This window comes from Aquibaculum sediminis, assembly GCF_040712085.1.
Lineage (GTDB): Bacteria > Pseudomonadota > Alphaproteobacteria > Kiloniellales > DSM-21159 > Aquibaculum > Aquibaculum sediminis.
Genome location: NZ_JBFCVK010000001.1, coordinates 274,916 through 289,847 on the forward strand (window position 1 = coordinate 274,916; position 14,932 = coordinate 289,847).

General features: G+C 65.8%; 15 protein-coding genes. 6 read left to right on the forward strand and 9 right to left on the reverse strand.

Annotated elements, in window-relative coordinates:
- Window positions 1-29: 29 nt before the first annotated feature.
- Window positions 30-695 carry a M48 family metallopeptidase gene (locus ABZ720_RS01290; RefSeq protein ID WP_366552992.1) on the reverse strand — a complete coding sequence of 222 codons (666 nt, stop codon included), beginning with the start codon at window positions 693-695 and terminating at the stop codon, window positions 30-32.
- A 50-nt stretch (window positions 696-745) separates the two neighbouring features.
- Window positions 746-1,546, reverse strand: coding sequence for a HAMP domain-containing protein (locus tag ABZ720_RS01295; protein ID WP_366552994.1), 801 nt, complete (start codon window positions 1,544-1,546; stop codon window positions 746-748).
- A gap of 254 nt (window positions 1,547-1,800) precedes the next feature.
- Here ABZ720_RS01295 and ABZ720_RS01300 point away from each other — a divergent pair, with 254 nt between their 5' ends.
- Entirely contained in the window at window positions 1,801-3,486 is a 1,686-nt protein-coding gene (locus ABZ720_RS01300; RefSeq protein ID WP_366552996.1) for a uracil-xanthine permease family protein, read from the forward strand.
- A gap of 168 nt (window positions 3,487-3,654) precedes the next feature.
- A complete protein-coding gene (locus ABZ720_RS01305; RefSeq protein WP_366552998.1) occupies window positions 3,655-5,688 on the forward strand; it encodes an elongation factor G in 2,034 nt (677 codons plus the stop codon).
- Between the two features lie 90 nt (window positions 5,689-5,778).
- Here the strand turns inward: ABZ720_RS01305 and ABZ720_RS01310 are convergent, their stop codons facing one another.
- Both ABZ720_RS01310 and hrcA read right to left on the reverse strand, forming a co-directional pair.
- Window positions 5,779-6,486, reverse strand: a complete 708-nt coding sequence (locus tag ABZ720_RS01310; protein WP_366553000.1) for a nucleotide exchange factor GrpE — start codon at window positions 6,484-6,486, stop codon at window positions 5,779-5,781.
- Between the two features lie 37 nt (window positions 6,487-6,523).
- The gene (gene hrcA / locus ABZ720_RS01315) at window positions 6,524-7,582 is read right to left on the reverse strand and encodes a heat-inducible transcriptional repressor HrcA (RefSeq protein WP_366553002.1); all 1,059 of its coding nucleotides are present in this window, start codon (window positions 7,580-7,582) and stop codon (window positions 6,524-6,526) included.
- Window positions 7,583-7,757: 175 nt separating this feature from the next.
- On the opposite strand from hrcA, the gene rph reads away from it, so the two are divergent.
- The 4 genes from rph (at window position 7,758) to ABZ720_RS01335 (ending at window position 10,825) form a co-directional block, all read left to right on the forward strand.
- The gene (gene rph, locus ABZ720_RS01320) at window positions 7,758-8,492 is read left to right on the forward strand and encodes a ribonuclease PH (RefSeq protein ID WP_366553004.1); all 735 of its coding nucleotides are present in this window, start codon (window positions 7,758-7,760) and stop codon (window positions 8,490-8,492) included.
- A 38-nt stretch (window positions 8,493-8,530) separates the two neighbouring features.
- Window positions 8,531-9,130: an RdgB/HAM1 family non-canonical purine NTP pyrophosphatase gene (gene rdgB, locus ABZ720_RS01325; RefSeq protein WP_366553007.1), complete on the forward strand. Its 600-nt coding sequence runs from the start codon at window positions 8,531-8,533 to the stop codon at window positions 9,128-9,130.
- A gap of 3 nt (window positions 9,131-9,133) precedes the next feature.
- Window positions 9,134-10,309: a radical SAM family heme chaperone HemW gene (hemW, locus tag ABZ720_RS01330; protein ID WP_366553009.1), complete on the forward strand. Its 1,176-nt coding sequence runs from the start codon at window positions 9,134-9,136 to the stop codon at window positions 10,307-10,309.
- A 117-nt stretch (window positions 10,310-10,426) separates the two neighbouring features.
- Window positions 10,427-10,825 (forward strand): response regulator, encoded by a 399-nt coding sequence (locus tag ABZ720_RS01335; RefSeq protein ID WP_366553011.1) that lies wholly within the window; start codon window positions 10,427-10,429, stop codon window positions 10,823-10,825.
- Between the two features lie 21 nt (window positions 10,826-10,846).
- Here the strand turns inward: ABZ720_RS01335 and ABZ720_RS01340 are convergent, their stop codons facing one another.
- The 5 genes from ABZ720_RS01340 to narJ are packed head-to-tail and all read right to left on the reverse strand — an operon-like array spanning window position 10,847 to window position 14,930.
- Window positions 10,847-12,049, reverse strand: a complete 1,203-nt coding sequence (locus tag ABZ720_RS01340) for an NnrS family protein (RefSeq protein ID WP_366553013.1) — start codon at window positions 12,047-12,049, stop codon at window positions 10,847-10,849.
- Window positions 12,040-12,726, reverse strand: a complete 687-nt coding sequence (locus ABZ720_RS01345; protein WP_366553015.1) for an NnrU family protein — start codon at window positions 12,724-12,726, stop codon at window positions 12,040-12,042. Before ABZ720_RS01345 ends, ABZ720_RS01340 begins: the two co-directional genes overlap by 10 nt.
- 17 nt (window positions 12,727-12,743) lie before the next feature.
- On the reverse strand, window positions 12,744-13,520 hold the full coding sequence (locus ABZ720_RS01350; RefSeq protein WP_366553017.1) for a peptidylprolyl isomerase: 777 nt from the start codon (window positions 13,518-13,520) through the stop codon (window positions 12,744-12,746).
- Between the two features lie 11 nt (window positions 13,521-13,531).
- Window positions 13,532-14,233, reverse strand: a complete 702-nt coding sequence (narI, locus tag ABZ720_RS01355) for a respiratory nitrate reductase subunit gamma (protein ID WP_366553019.1) — start codon at window positions 14,231-14,233, stop codon at window positions 13,532-13,534.
- A gap of 13 nt (window positions 14,234-14,246) precedes the next feature.
- A complete protein-coding gene (gene narJ / locus ABZ720_RS01360) occupies window positions 14,247-14,930 on the reverse strand; it encodes a nitrate reductase molybdenum cofactor assembly chaperone (protein ID WP_366553021.1) in 684 nt (227 codons plus the stop codon).
- Between the last annotated feature and the right edge of the window lie 2 nt (window positions 14,931-14,932).

Sequence of the window (14,932 nt, forward strand, 5' to 3'; positions counted from 1 at the left end):
CCTGGCAAGCCTTCGCTTTCTCTCCGCCTTCAGCCGTAGCGCAGCAGGCGCGGGCCTTCGCGGCGCAGCCAGGTCCGCGCCTCACGAACGTGCGGCGACAGGACGCCGTTGAGACGCCAGAACGCAGGGGAATGATCCATGTGCACCAAATGGGCCACTTCGTGGGCCACCACATACTCCAGGACCGACCGTGGCGCGAAGATCAGCCGCCAGGAGAAACTGAGATTGCCGGTCGAAGAACAGCTCCCCCAGCGGCTGACTGTATCGCGCACCGACACACGGCGCAGGGGTCGGGCACCCTCCGGCAAAGCCTCGGCCAGTTCGCGGGCGTGTGCAGTCATGTGACTCCGCGCTTCACGGCGCAGGTGATCGTGCAAGCGTCGCGACAGATGCTCCGCCTGGCCGCTCACATAGAAGGTTCCCTCTTCCCGCCAGACGCCGCCCCTGGCCCGAGGCACATGCCGGATCTCATGAAGGTCACCCAGGAAAGGAACTTGGGACCCGCTCCCGAAGGGAACGCGCGGCGGCAGGTGGGACAGCCGCGCGCGTACCCACTGCTCCTGACGCCGGGCAAAGCCCAGTGCCTCCTCAGGCTTCACGCCAGGCGGCAAGGTCAGCACCAGGGTGCCCTCCGCCGGCGCCAAGCGCAGCGTGATGCGTCGGGCGCGAGCGGAGCGGCGAAGGCGCAATGGCACCTCAGTGTCCCCCAGTGTGAGGATAGTGCTTTCGCTTTCTTCCAAGACTCTCACCCCGGATCGCGCGGACCGCCGTTGTCCGGGTCCTCATCCTTCTGGTCCCGATGTCCCTTCTCGGCGGCCCGGTCCATCTCGAAACCAAGGTGATCCAGAGCCTGAACGAGGCGCAGAACCACACGCGCGAGGCGCCCGATCTCGTCACGCCGATCGATCAGGGGCGTGATGCTCGCCGTGTTGAAGCGTCCGCTTTCCAGCCGGTCGGCGACGGCCGCCAGCCGTCCGATCGGGCGAGCGACCTGACCGGTGAGAACAGCCGCCGCAATCAACCCCAGCACCACGGAGAGCGCCAAAGCGAGGCTGGCGAAGAGCAACTCGTAGCGGTTGCCGATCGACAAGACTTCCTTCGGGAGACCAACGCCCAACACAAAGCGCGAGTCCCCGCTGCTGTCCACCAAGGGTGCGAAAACATAGAAGGCCTCGGGCAGCGTGATCACATGCAACACAGGTTGCCGTACAACCCTCTCGAAGGGTGCGGCTCCCAGAACGGCAAAAGCGCCCTCCTCTTCCAGGCCCGGCGGGGTCACCTCGGTCAGCGGCTCCGAGTGCTGATTCGTAACGGTAACGGAAAGCAGGCGTCCCGTGTCCATGATCTCCTGCGCGCGCTGTCTCAGCAGTTCGATGCCTTCCGGCCCCTCGCCGGCCTCAAAGGGGGCGAAGGCAATGGCATGGGTGATAAGCCGCGCGATGCTGGTTGCCTCGTGATGCGCCTCGGCTTCCGCCTGCCGCTCACTCACCAGCATGTAGGCGCCGATGGCGCTGGCAGCAGCCGCCAGGGCAATGCTGGTCCCCATAATCCAGAGACGTAGAAAAAGATTCAAAGCCGTGGGTCTCGCGACGTCGCAGCAAAAATTCGACTAATCATTGATCGGTCACGCCGCTCGACGGTTGAACATAGGCATGGGCCGGCTTGCGGGTTAATCTTGGAGACAAGAGTCGTTGACCGCAAGCAAAAGGGGCTAGGGCCATCGCCACTGTCAGTCCGGTTCGCCGCCCGAGAACCCTGATCTATGCGCGCCGCGACGTTCCACCGGCTGCCACGCTGGCGGTGCTCGCCCTTCAGCATGCCGCCCTCGTGGCGATCTTCCTGATCGTCGCCGTGACGGTTGCACGCATCGCGGGTCTTGATGCGGAATCGGGGCGGAACTTCCTCGCACTGACCATGGTCGCCGGAGGAGTGGGCGCGATCCTGCAGGCGCTGGCTTGGCGCGGCATGGGTTCCGGTTATCTCGTGCCTCCGACCACCACGACCATCTTTCTGCCGGCAGCAGGCAGCGCCCTGGCGGCGGGTGGGCTCCCGCTGCTGTTTGGCATGATGGTCTACAGTGGCCTGGTGACCGCGGCCCTGTCGCGCGTCATCCATCGCCTGCGCCCCATCTTTCCTGCCGAAATCGCCGGCTTCGTGGTGCTGATGGTGGGGCTCAGCGTGGTGGTCCTGGCCATGCGTAACTTTCTGGGGGTCGGCCTGCCCCACGGGGATGCAAGCAGCAGCGTCCTTGTCGCCGGCTTCGCCCTCACCTGCATGGTCGCGCTGAATATCTGGGGATCGGCGCAGTTGCGGCTTTACAGCTCTCTGCTGGGGGTGGCCATAGGCTGCATTGTCGCTTTGGCCTGGGGCAGTTTCGGGCATCGCGAACTGGCCGCGGTCGGCGAGGCACCCTGGGTGGCCCTGCCGCGCCCCTTTACCATGGGCCTGGACTTTGATGCCGCCCTGCTTGTGCCTTTTACCATTGCTGCGCTGGCCATCGCACTCAATGCGCTGGGTGCGATAACCGCGGCCCAGAAAGTGGAGGATGCCGACTGGAAGCGTCCTGAGATGGGCTCACTTGGCCGCGGCATCATGGCCGATGGCACCACCAACGTGGTTGCGGGCCTGCTCGGCGGCTTCGGACAGGCTTCGACTTCGGGCGCTGTCGGACTTTCGGAAGCAACCGGCGCCAACAGCCGCGTGATTGCCTTCGTGCTCGGCGGCCTGCTGATCCTCGTTGCCTTCCTGCCGAAGATCGGCGCCTTTCTCTTGGCCATGCCCGCGCCGGTGGTCGGCGCCGCGCTGACCTTCTCCGGCTGCTTCCTCATCACCTCGGCGATACAGATGATTGCCTCGCGCATGCTGGATGCGCGCAAGACCTTTGTGCTGGGAATCGCGTTTTCGCTGGGTGTGGCGGCCTTCGTTTTCCCGGAGCACTTCGAGGGCGCGCCCGACTGGCTGCAGCCCTGGGTGGGTTCACCGCTATCGATCTCGGTGGCAACAGCCGTACTACTGAACCTCATTTTCCGGTTCGGCGTCTTTCAGCGCAATGCCATCACCCTGGACAGCCACAGCATCGATCAACGGCAACTTGCCGAGTTCATTGCCGGCCAGGGAGCACTCTGGGGTGCGCCCCAGGATCTCGTCTATCGGACCGAGTTCATGACCATCGAGGCCATCGACGCCCTGGTGGACCATGGGCTGGTGCAGGATGCGGTGAGGGTCAGCCCGCAACAACCGCCGGTCTCGATCCCCGGCGGGCTGATCGGCCTGTCGACCCGCTTCGACGAGTTCAGCCTGCAGGTCACCATCACCTATCGCGGCATCCTGTTGGAACCGAGCGACAAGCGCCCCAGTTCCGAAGAGGTGCTCGAAGAGGATGGTCAGCTTCGGCTCGCCCGCTACATGGTCGGCCGCGCCGCTGACCGCGCCAAGGCCGAACGCCAGGGTGACCTCTGCGTCCTGACGCTCACGCTCAACAACTGATGCGTTACCTTTCCGGTTGCCGTGAGCACGCGGCTCTGAAACCATAATCTGGAAAGAGTGGCCGCCCGGATGCGCGACCGGGCCACTGCCGCCCCAGCGCGCCTCCCGGCCTGCGGCTCGGCAACGAGTCCCGTGACGTAGAGGCACGAGCACAAAGGGGAGGAAAACATGGCCGATCAGGTTCCCACCACACGTTGCGCCGTCCTTGCAGGTCCCTACACCTCCGGCAAGACCAGTCTGCTGGAAGCGATTCTGTTCGCCGCCGGGGCCGTGCCTCGGAAGAGCAAGGTCGGTGAAGGCGCGAGCTTCGGAGATACGTCCCCGGAAGCACGCGCACGCCAGATGAGCACCGAGCCAAACCTGGCGCACTTCGACTATCTTGGCGAACCCTGGGCCGTGGTCGACTGCCCCGGCTCGGTGGAGCTGGCGCAGGACGCCATGAATGCGCTGATGATCGCCGACATTGCCGTGGTCGTGGCCGAAGCCGAACCGGACAAGGCGGTTACGCTGTCGCCCCTGCTGAAGTTTCTCGACGACCGTCAGATTCCGCATCTCATCTTCGTCAACAAGATGGACCGGGCCTCTGCACGCATTCGGGACCTGCTGGCGGCGCTGCAAGCCGTCTCCAGCCGGCCGCTGCTGCTCCGCCAGGTGCCGATCCGCGAAGGTGATTCCGTCGTAGGCTTCGTGGACCTGGTGAGCGAGCGCGCCTGGCGCTATCAGCCCAACCAGCCCTCGGCGTTGATCGAGATGCCGGAAGCCGTGCGCGAACGCGAAAGCGAAGCCCGCCGGGAGATGATGGAGAGTCTGGCGGATTTCGACGATGCGCTGCTGGAGCAGCTGCTCGAAGACAAGGAACCGCCGCCGGACGCCCTCTATCAGGAAATCGCCAAGGATCTACAAAACGATCTCATCGTGCCGGTGCTGCTCGGCGCCGCGGAAAGCGACCATGGCGTGCGACGCCTGCTCAAGGCCCTGCGGCACGAGGCCCCGAGTCATGAGCGCGCCGCCGAGCGGCTCGGTGTTCCCGCCGCAAGCAATGGCGGTTTCGTGGCCAGCGTTTTCAAGACCTTCCACCTCCCCCATACCGGAAAGGTAAGTGCGGCCCGGCTCTGGCATGGCTCGATCAAGGAGAACGTCAGCATAGGCGGCGAGCGCCTCTCCGGCCTTGTGCGTCTTAAGGGTGGCAGCCAGGAAAAGCTTTCCGAAGCCGCGCCCGGCGACCTGCTGGGTCTGGCGCGCATGGACAAGCTGAGCACCGGCGATCTGGTGACGGAGAAGGGCCTGTTTGCGGCAGAACTGCACTGGCCCGAGCCCCTGACGCCAGTCTACAGCCTCGCACTGCAGCCGGAAAACCGTCAGGACGAAGTCAAACTGACCGCATCGCTCACGCGTCTTTGCGAAGAAGACCCATCACTCAGCTTTCGCCATGACCCGGACACGCACGAACTGCTCCTGTCCGGTCAGGGTGAAATTCACCTGCAAATCGCCGTCGAGCGCCTGCGCAACCGCTTCAATGTCGCGGTCGTAACCCAGCCGCCGACTCCGGCCTACAAGGAGACGATCCGAAAGGGCACCGACCAGCATGCGCGCTTCAAGCGCCAGACCGGTGGTCACGGGCAGTTCGCCGACATCAAAGTGAGGATCGACCCCCTGCCCCGCGGGGAAGGTTTCCGCTTTCATGACAAGGTCGTGGGCGGCGCCGTGCCGCGCAATTACATCCCCGCCGTGGAAGCCGGCATCAAGGAATACCTCAGCCGAGGGCCGCTGGGCTTTCCGGTGGTCGACCTGGAGGTCACATTGCTGGATGGGCAGCACCACGCCGTCGACAGTTCAGACATGGCTTTCAAAACCGCTGGCCGCCAAGCCATGAGCGAAGCATTGCCGGCCTGCGACCCGGTGCTGCTGGAGCCGATCTGCAAGGTCTCGATCTTCGTGCCGCAGGAGCAGACCAATCGCGTCCATGGCCTGATTTCGGGGCGGCGGGGACAGATCCTCGGCTTCGACGCGCGGCCCGGCTGGCAGGGCTGGGACGAGGTGCAAGCCCACATGCCGCAAGCGGAACTGCGCGATCTGATCATCGAACTGCGATCGCTGACCCTCGGCGTCGGCTCATACAGCGCCGAATTCCACCATCTGCAGGAACTGCACGGGCGCGAAGCCGACAAGGTGGTCGAAGCCGGCCGTCAATCGACCGCTTGACGCCAGAGCGCCGATCACCGGCTTGAGCAACGCGTCCTCAGGCGGACAGCCAACAATGGTGGCTGTCCGCCTGGGGTACGCAACGCAATCTCAGGACTGCGGCTCTTCGTCGGCGGACTCGTCTCTAGCGGTCTCGTCGGGGCCTTTGGCAGCACCCGGCGCCGGACCGCCCTTTGCGACGGCGACACGCGCCGGCCGCAGCAGGCGTTCGTGCAGCACGTAGCCGATCTCGAACACCTGGGCGACGGTGCCCGAGGGCTTGCTGGGATCCTGCACCTCCATCATGGCCTCGTGGCGGTGGGGGTCCAGCTTCTCACCCAGAGGATCGACCCGCGCGACGCCATGCTTGGCCAGCGTGTCCAGCAACGCCTTTTCGGTCATCTCCACGCCCACGAGCAGCCCCTTGAGGCGCTCGTCAGACTCGGCGGCCTCTGCCGGCACCGACTCAACGGCGCGATGCAGGTTGTCGGCGACGGGGAGCAGATCCTTGGCCAGGGGGGCCGCCGCATAGCGCAGCGTCTCCTCGCGTTCGCGCTTGGCCCGGTTGCGCACGTTCTCGGTCTCAGCCAGAGCGCGCAGCAACTGGTCCTTCAACTCGGCAACCTCCTGGCGCAGACCATCGGCTTCAGCCTTCAGGACGGTGAACGGATCGTCGCTGTCCAGACCCTCTCCTTCCGAAGGCGCGGCAGCGTCCGATTCAGGAAAATCGAGCACCTCGGCGCTGGCATCCGCGGCCTCGTCCTTCGTGTCGTCTCGCGGGGCATCCTTGCCGCCCGGTGGCGTGCTTTGCGTGACCATGGATCCTTTCCACTACTCTACTGTTGGGAGATGCCGCTCATCCAAGCAGGCGGCCGATCACCTTGGCGGTGTAATCGACCATAGGGATGATGCGGGCATAGTCGATGCGAGTCGGGCCAATGACGCCAATCGCACCGACAATCTGCTGTTGCTGATTGTAGTAGGGCGCAATCACCGTTGAACAACCGGTCAATCCGAAGAGCTCGTTCTCCGTGCCGATGAAGATCTGTACTCCCTCGGCGCGCTCGGTCAGGGAGAGCATGCGCAGCAGGGCTTCCTTCTGCTCCAGCGCCGCAAAGAGATGCCGGATGCGCTCCAGGTCTTCAATGGCCTGCACATCGGACAGCAGCTGAGCCTGCCCCCGCACGATGAGCGCCGCCCCGCGCTCCCCTCCGGCCCAGGTGGCCAGGCCGGCCTGAACCACGCGGCCGGTCAACTCATCGAGCTGGGCGCGATGACTGCGGATCTCATCGGCAATGTCCTTCTGGGTATCGCCTAAAGAACAACCCTTCAGCCTGTGCGACAGGAAATTTCCGGCCTCGACCAGGGACGAGGGCGGCAAACCCATGGGCACATCGACGATGCGGTTTTCGACATTGCCCGATTCCGTGACCAGCACGACAAGCGCCCGACCCGGCCCGAGCGCCACGAACTCGATGTGCTTGAGCGGCTCGTCCTGCTTGGGGGCCATCACCAAGCCGGCGCAACGCGAGAGGTCGGACAGCAGGCGTGTGGCCTCTTCCAGGACCTCCGGCACGGAGCGCCCGAAGGCTGCGCACTGTCCTTCGATCAACTCCTGTTCGTCCCGGCCGAGATTGCCGCGTTCCAGAAGTCCGTCCACGTACAGCCGCAATCCCTGATCGGTCGGCAGACGGCCAGCCGAGGTGTGCGGCGCCATCAGCAGCCCCAGATCCTCCAGGTCGGCCATTACGTTGCGGATGGTGGCCGGCGACAGGTCCAGGCCCATTTTGCGCGCAAGTGTGCGCGAGCCGACCGGCGCGCCGGTTTCCACATAGGCGTCGACGATCGTCCGCAGAATGTCGCGCGAACGTGCGTTGAGCACGCTGCTCAGGGAGGGGTGAAGCGGTTCGCTCATGCGTAGGCCAAGCCGAGTAGGGACCTCATTCAGGAAATTCTAGTACGGAAAGGCATTTAGTCCACAGTGACGGTGCTTTCAACGGGCCGAGCCGAGAAGCCGGCCTTGCCGTGCTGGACGCGACGCCAAGCCCGCATTAGGGTCCGGCCCTCCAAACATGTCCAGGAGTGGTCCCATGCCTGCGAGCGGGCGTCCCAGCGGCCGTGCGGCCGATGCCTTGCGCACCATCGATTTTCAGATCGACGTCAACAAGTATGCCGAGGGCTCCTGCCTCATCTCCTTCGGCGACACCCGCGTGCTTTGCACCGCGAGCATCGAGCAGTCGGTGCCGGGCTGGCTGCGCAACAGCGGCCGCGGCTGGGTCACGGCCGAGTACGGCATGCTGCCGCGGGCGACCGACACCCGCACCGACCGCGAGGCCGCACGCGGCAAGCAGAGCGGGCGCACTCAGGAAATTCAGCGTCTCGTCGGCCGCTCGCTTCGGGCAGTGACCGATCTGAAGGGCTTCGGGGAACGCCAGATTCGCATCGACTGCGATGTGCTGCAGGCCGATGGCGGCACGCGCACCGCGGCGATCACGGGCAGCTACGTCGCGCTTCACATGGCGTTTGAGCATATGCGCCGCCTGGGTGCCGTCACACGCATTCCGCTGCTGGAGCCGGTGGCAGCCATTTCCTGCGGCCTGTACCAAGGCACGCCGGTGCTCGACTTGGACTATGCGGAAGACTCCCAGGCCGAAGCCGACGCCAACTTCGTCATTACGGGTTCGGGGCAGTTGGTGGAGGTGCAGGCCACCGCGGAGAAGACTGCTTTCCGGCGCCAGGAGCTCGACGCCTTGCTGGATCTGGCCGAGAAGGGCGTGAGCGAACTTGTCACGCTGCAGCGCGAGGTGCTGGGCCTCTCCGATTAGACTTGAAGCCAGGGCCCGAACAGGCGACATGCTCAGCCATGAAACGTGACATTCCCGGGCGCAAGCTGGTGATCGCCAGCCATAACCCCGGCAAGGTGCGGGAGATTGCCGATCTCCTTGCGCCCTTCGATCTGGAAGTGACATCCGCCGCCGACTTCGGGCTGCCTGAACCGGAGGAAACCGGCACGACCTTTGCGGCCAATGCCGAGCTCAAGGCCCGTGCTTCGGCCAAAGGCACGGGATTGACCGCACTGGCCGATGACAGCGGTCTGGCCGTCCGGGCGCTGGGCGGGGCGCCGGGCATCTACTCTGCGCGCTGGGCCGGCCCGGACAAGGATTTCACGGTCGCCATGGAGCGGGTGGAGCGCGAGCTCGGCGACAATCCCGATCGCGGCGCCGCCTTCGTCTGCGCCCTGGCGCTGGCCTGGCCCGACGGTGCAACCGAGGTCTTCGAGGGACGGATCGAAGGAACGCTGACCTGGCCGCCGCGCGGCACCCGCGGTTTTGGCTACGATCCCATCTTCCTGCCCGAAGGTGACGAGCGCACCTTCGCGGAATTGGAGCCGGCGGAAAAGCACGCGATCAGCCATCGCGCCCGCGCCTTCGCCCAACTCGTCGACCGCCTGCGCGCAGGCTGACCCATGGCGCAGGCTGCCCCCGATCCCGGGTTCGCGCTCTATGTCCACTGGCCCTTCTGCCTGGCCAAGTGCCCCTACTGCGACTTCAACAGCCATGTCCGGGCCAAGGTGGATCAGCAGCGCTGGCGCCGCGCACTGCTGGCGGAACTGGACCACTTCGGACGGCGTACCGCGGGACGCAAGCTGACCTCTGTCTTCTTCGGCGGCGGCACACCCTCGCTCATGGCGCCCGAGACAGTGGCGGCAATCCTCGAGCGGCTGCAGAGCTATTGGCTGCTGGAACCGGCTCTGGAAGTCACTTTGGAAGCGAACCCAACGTCCGCGGAAGCTGAGCGCTTTGCCGGCTTTGCCGCGGCCGGCGTCAACCGGCTGTCCATCGGAGTGCAAGCCTTGGACAACGCCGCCCTCGCCTTCCTCGGCCGCCAGCACTCCTTCGAAGAAGCCCTGCAGGCCGTTGCCCTGGCGCGACAGAGCGTGCCGCGCTTTTCCTTCGACCTGATTTACGGTCTGGCCGGGCAGACACAGCAGGCCTGGCGCGAAGCACTGGCGCGCGCGCTGGACGAAGGGCCGGAGCATCTCTCGCTCTATCAGCTCACCATCGAGCCGGGCACCCAGTTCCACGCGGCGGCCCGCCGGGGTGAACTGCCGCTCCTGGACGAGGACCGACAGGCGACGCTTTTCGAGCAGACAGCCGAGATTCTCGGTGAAGCGGGGCTGCCCGCCTACGAGATCTCCAACCACGCCCGTCCGGGCGCCGAAAGCCGGCACAATCTGACCTACTGGCGCTACGGCGACTACGTGGGGATCGGACCGGGCGCCCACGGCCGCCTCACCTCGGCGCAGGGCAAGTACGCACTGCGCCAGCACCGGGCACCCGAAGCCTGGCTGCAGCGGGTCGAAGCCCTGGGCCACGCCACGCGGCAAGAAGCCCGCCTGAGCACGGACGAGCGGCTGGCGGAACTGGTCATGATGGGGCTGCGCCTCACCGAAGGCATCCCACGGGAGGCCTTCATGCGGGAGTTCGCTGCAGAGCCTGAAACGCTCTTCGCGCCCGACCGCCTGGCTGCGGCACGGGACGCCGGCTATTTGGAGGTCGATGCGAGGAGCATGCGTTGCAGCGCGGAAGGCAGATTGCGCCTCAATGCGCTCCTACCCTGGCTGCTGGACGGCACCGCCTGACGCTCCCCACCCCCGGGTTTTCCCTAAGGGAAATACCTCATACCGTCTTTCGCGGCATCTGCGCTAAGCAAGGCTGAGTGACGGTCGTCGGCCGCCTGCCTCGGATGACGCTTTGCGATGCCCATTGATATTCCAGATCGCTGGACCCTTTACGTGCTCGAGAGCGACGAAGCCGTTCGGGAGTCGATCTGTGCCCTGGCGGCGAGTAATGGGTGGCAGTATCGGGCCTTCGAGACGGCTCGGGCCTTCAGCGAAGCCAAGCCCGGCATTACCGCTGCCTGCCTGTTGATGGACTGGGATCTGCCGGACACCCAGCCGGCTGTCTTCTTTCGCGTTCTGCGCGAAAGTGAGCCCAAACTCCCGGTTGTGGTCATGACCGCACGGGACGACGGGCCGACCCTGGCACGCATCCGGCGCGCCGGTTCCGACGCCGTCCTGCCTCGCCCTTTCAGCTTTTCCGAACTGTCCGGCGCGGTGGCCAAGGCCTTCGCCACCGACAAGGCCACCTTGCGCTGACATAGGGCTACGAACCGCCGGTCACTTCCGGCGCAGCAGCATCGGCGCATAGAGCGCCACGAAGAGCCCGAATCCCCCGATCCAGGCCAGCGCCGACGCGGCCAGCAGCGTGATCTCCAGCCCTGACAACGCCGGGGCAATCACCCGCATCGCCGCAGCGATGGTCACCAGCAGATAGCAAAGGCTGGTGCCTGCATCCGCTTTCAGCTCCCGGCCGCTGTGGCCGAGACTGGCCCGGGTCATGACGGCAAGGATCATCGTGCCCGCCGCCCCCGCTGCCAGCGCGTGCATTCCGCCGCGCAAGGCGGGTATGCCGGTCAGGATTTCGGCCCCCAACAGCAGCAGGCCCAGCGCTAACCAGAAGTAGCCAAGGTGCAGGACAGTCACCAGTGGCTCGGCCAAGGTCGCCAGTCCGCACCAGCGCGCCAGCCGCAAGAAATGCACCACCCCTGCCAGGGCCAGGAGGACGCCCACATAGGGCGCCTGAGGCAGCACCGTCCAGTTCAGCAACGCTACCAGCAACACAAGCAGCGCAGCACGATCCCATGGCCCAAACGGTGTGGGCAGCGTCGCCGCCTTGCGCTTGGCGAGCCAGTTGCGGGTGAAGCTGGGGATGATCCGACCGCCGATGAGCGCGATCAGCATCAACAACACTGCCAGCCCCAGTCGCCCGCCGAAGCCATAAGGCAGCCAGGTGACATGGTCCTGGAGATGCACGGCGGCGTTGCCGAACGCCAGGACCAGGACCGCCAAGGCCGGCGGCAGATTGCGCCAATTCTTTCCCGCGACAACTTCGCGCAGGATCATGACGAACAGGACGCTCAGGAAGGCCATGTCGACGACCATGGCAAGCAGCCATCCGCTCCAGCCCGACAGCAGGCAGAACACCCGGCCCGCCGCCCAAAGTCCCACCAGGCCGGCGAGGGGCGCGCCGGCGATGGGCAGGCGCCCGGTCCAGTTCGGCACGGCCGTCAGAAGAAACCCGGCCACGGCAGCCGCCCCGAAACCATAGATCGCCTCGTGCAGGTGCCAGGTCATGGGATCGAAGGCAGTCGGCAGCGTCATGTGGCCGAGATAGGCCGGAATCCACAGCCCGACGGCAACCGCCGCCCAGATCCCGGCCAGCAGGAAAAAGGGGCGAAAGCCCGCCTGCAGCAGCGGCAGGGAACGGGCGGCCCGAGCCCGGGCCTCGACGGCGGGTTGCGCCTTGGCACCTACGGCCATGACAAAGCTCCTTGCAGGGGATCGACCCCAAAAACGAAAGGATGGAGGAAAAGCACCAGGAGATAGGCCGTCACTGCCGCCAGGGGCCAGCGCCAGCCGATCTCGGACCGGGGCCAATGCTGGCGGCCGGCGAGGATCGCCAGCCCCGGCAACAGGCTGGTGTCGGAGAGAAACTGCGCGGCTTCCGGCGTTGCCGCCCGGCGCAGCACACCTTCGTTCTTGATCATGGCCCAGAGCGCAATGGCCGCCATGGCACCGAAGAGGATCACGCGCGCCGAATCGCCGGTGGAGAGGATGTGCAGCGTGGCCCAGAGCAGAAGCCCCAGGGAGCCGGGGAAACGACAGAGGCGGTAAATCCCCCGCGGCGGGGGCGGCTGGCGCAGGTCACCGAAGGGCGTTGCCAGCCGCCCCGCGATCAGCAGGAAGGCCAGCGGCATCAGCAACACTGCCAGAAAACGCAGCTCCGGCGGTGGCCAGAACAGCATGACGATGCTGTCCACCCGCCAGTAGGTCCAGGCGATGAAGCCCAGCGTGGCCAGGCTCACCAGGGAATGCAGCACCATGAAGCCCGGCCGCCCCAGGCGGACAATCAGGCTTTCCCGCAACCCCGGCGCCGAGGGGATGGCATGGCCGAGCACCAGTAGCACCGCCGCCAGCAGATGAAGAGATGCACTCATGTTCGAAGCAATGGCTCCTACTGCACCAGCGGGCTGTCTGCAGCCTCCAGGGCGAAACCCTCGATCCGCGCCTGTCCGGCGAGGATCTGGATGTACTGCCGTACCGCACGTTGCCAGGACTGCTGGCGCAGGTAGTCGGCAATGCGCTCACGCACCGACTCGTAGGGAAGCGTCTCGCCCAGGGCACGCTGATCCAGCCGCAGCAGATGATAGCCGTAGCGACTGGGCACCGGCTCTGGGGCAATTTGTCCCGGCTCCAAGGCGTAGAAGAATGTTTCCAGTTCGCTGCAGGTCTGGCCGCGCGCTACCTGACCCAGGCTGCCCCCCTGGTCGCGCGAGGAGCAGTCGGACAACTCCTTGGCCAGACCGGAGAAGCGCTCAGGATGCCCCTTGAGCAGTTCCAGCGCCGCCGCGGCCCGCGTGCGCGCCTCGTGGCGATTCTCCTCGTCCTCCGGCGCGGCTGCGAAGAGAATGTGCGCTGCCTCGAAGAGGTCTGGGCTGCGAAAGCGCCGCTTGTTGGCCACGTAGTAGCGTCGGCAGTTCTCTTCGCTCAGCTCCGGCAGCGCGATCTCCTGCTCCAGCAATGCCCGGATCAGCGCCTCCTCCTTGGCTTCCCCGGGAATGCTGTCGGACGGCTCCACTTTCAGGCGCCAGGCTTCCTGAAGCAGAAGCTCACGGACCACCAGCGCCCGTGCCGCCTCGCTGCGGGCGGTCTCGAGCGTCGGAGCCGGATGATGCTGAACCTCCGCGGCCAGAGCGGATTCGGGAATGCTGCGATCATTCACCTGTATCATGGAGTCCTCCCTCATTCCGCGGCCTGGGGCCGCTTGCTGCGCACAATCTGGTAACCACGGCGCCCGAGGTACCAGATGGGTGCGCTCCAGATGTGGACCAGACGGGTGAAGGGGAAGACGAGGAAGAGCGTCAGCCCCAGGAAGAGATGCGCCTTGAAGATGGGATGCGCGTCCAGCACGAGGTCGGCCACGCTCGGCCGGAAGGTCACGATGCCCTGCGCCCAGGCCATGAAGCGCAGCATCTCCGAGCCATCCAGGTGGCCCAGCGAGAGGGGAATGGTCAGCATCCCGAGTGTCAGCTGCGCGTAGAGCAACAGCAGGATACCGATGTCCGCAGTGCTGCTGGTGGAGCGGATGCGCGGGTCCGCCAGACGCCGGTGGATCAGCATGGTGAGGCCGACAAAGCAGGCAATCCCGGCAACGCCGCCCAGGATGATCGCGAGCAACTGCTTGGCAGTGTAGCCGATGCCGAAGAAGGCGTAGATCGTCGAGGGCACCAGCAGGCCGAAGAGGTGGCCGACGAAGATGACCAGAATGCCGACATGGAAGAGGTTACTGCCCCAGCGCAGCTGGCGCCGCCGCAGGAGCTGGCTCGATCCTGCTTTCCAGGAATACTGTTCCCGGTCGAAGCGGATCAGGCTCCCGAGCAGGAAGATGGTGAGGGCAATGTAGGGGTAGTAGCCGAAGAAGAAGGAGTTGATGTAGGCGTACATTGGTCCTCTCCTGTCAGGAGCGCGCCGGCGGCGGCGCCATCCGGGCGAGCAGGTCGCGGGTCTGCGGGCAGCCGGCATTGGGGTCGGGGCCGAAGGTCACGGCCGTTTCCTCCCAGGCCCGGTCCAGCGCCTCGCGGTCTTCCGGGTCCGTATCGGGTTCCTGCAACAGCGCCGTGAGGGCCTCATCGTCGGGCTTTCCCGCGGCGAGACCCAGCAGCGTGCCGAAGACACCGGCGTAGCAGCTCTCTCGCTTCAGCAGCCGCCGATGCAGGGCGTCCACCACATGCGCCGGCTCGGCCAGCAACTCGGCCGCCTCGCGGGGCGGCAGCAGGGAGAGAAACTCGAGGAAGAGCGGCAGGTAGTCGGGCAGTTCACGGTCGCTCACCTCCAGGCCGTGTTCGGCATAGAGTTCGCCCAGGTTCACCATGGCCTGCCCGCGGTCGCGGGACTCGCCATGGACATGCTCGAAGAGGTGCAGCGAGAGGCTGCGGCTGCGGTCGAACAGCAAGACGTATCGTTCCTGCAGATCGAGCAGTTCCTTGCTTTCGAGATCCGTCAGCAGCGGCTCCAGCGCTTGCCGGTCGCGGGAGGAGACCAGCCCCTCCCCTGCCAGAACGGCCCGCATCTCCCCCACGCCGGCCACCATCTCCGCGTTCGGATAGGACAGCAGCCGCGACAGCACGCGATAGGTCAGCATGG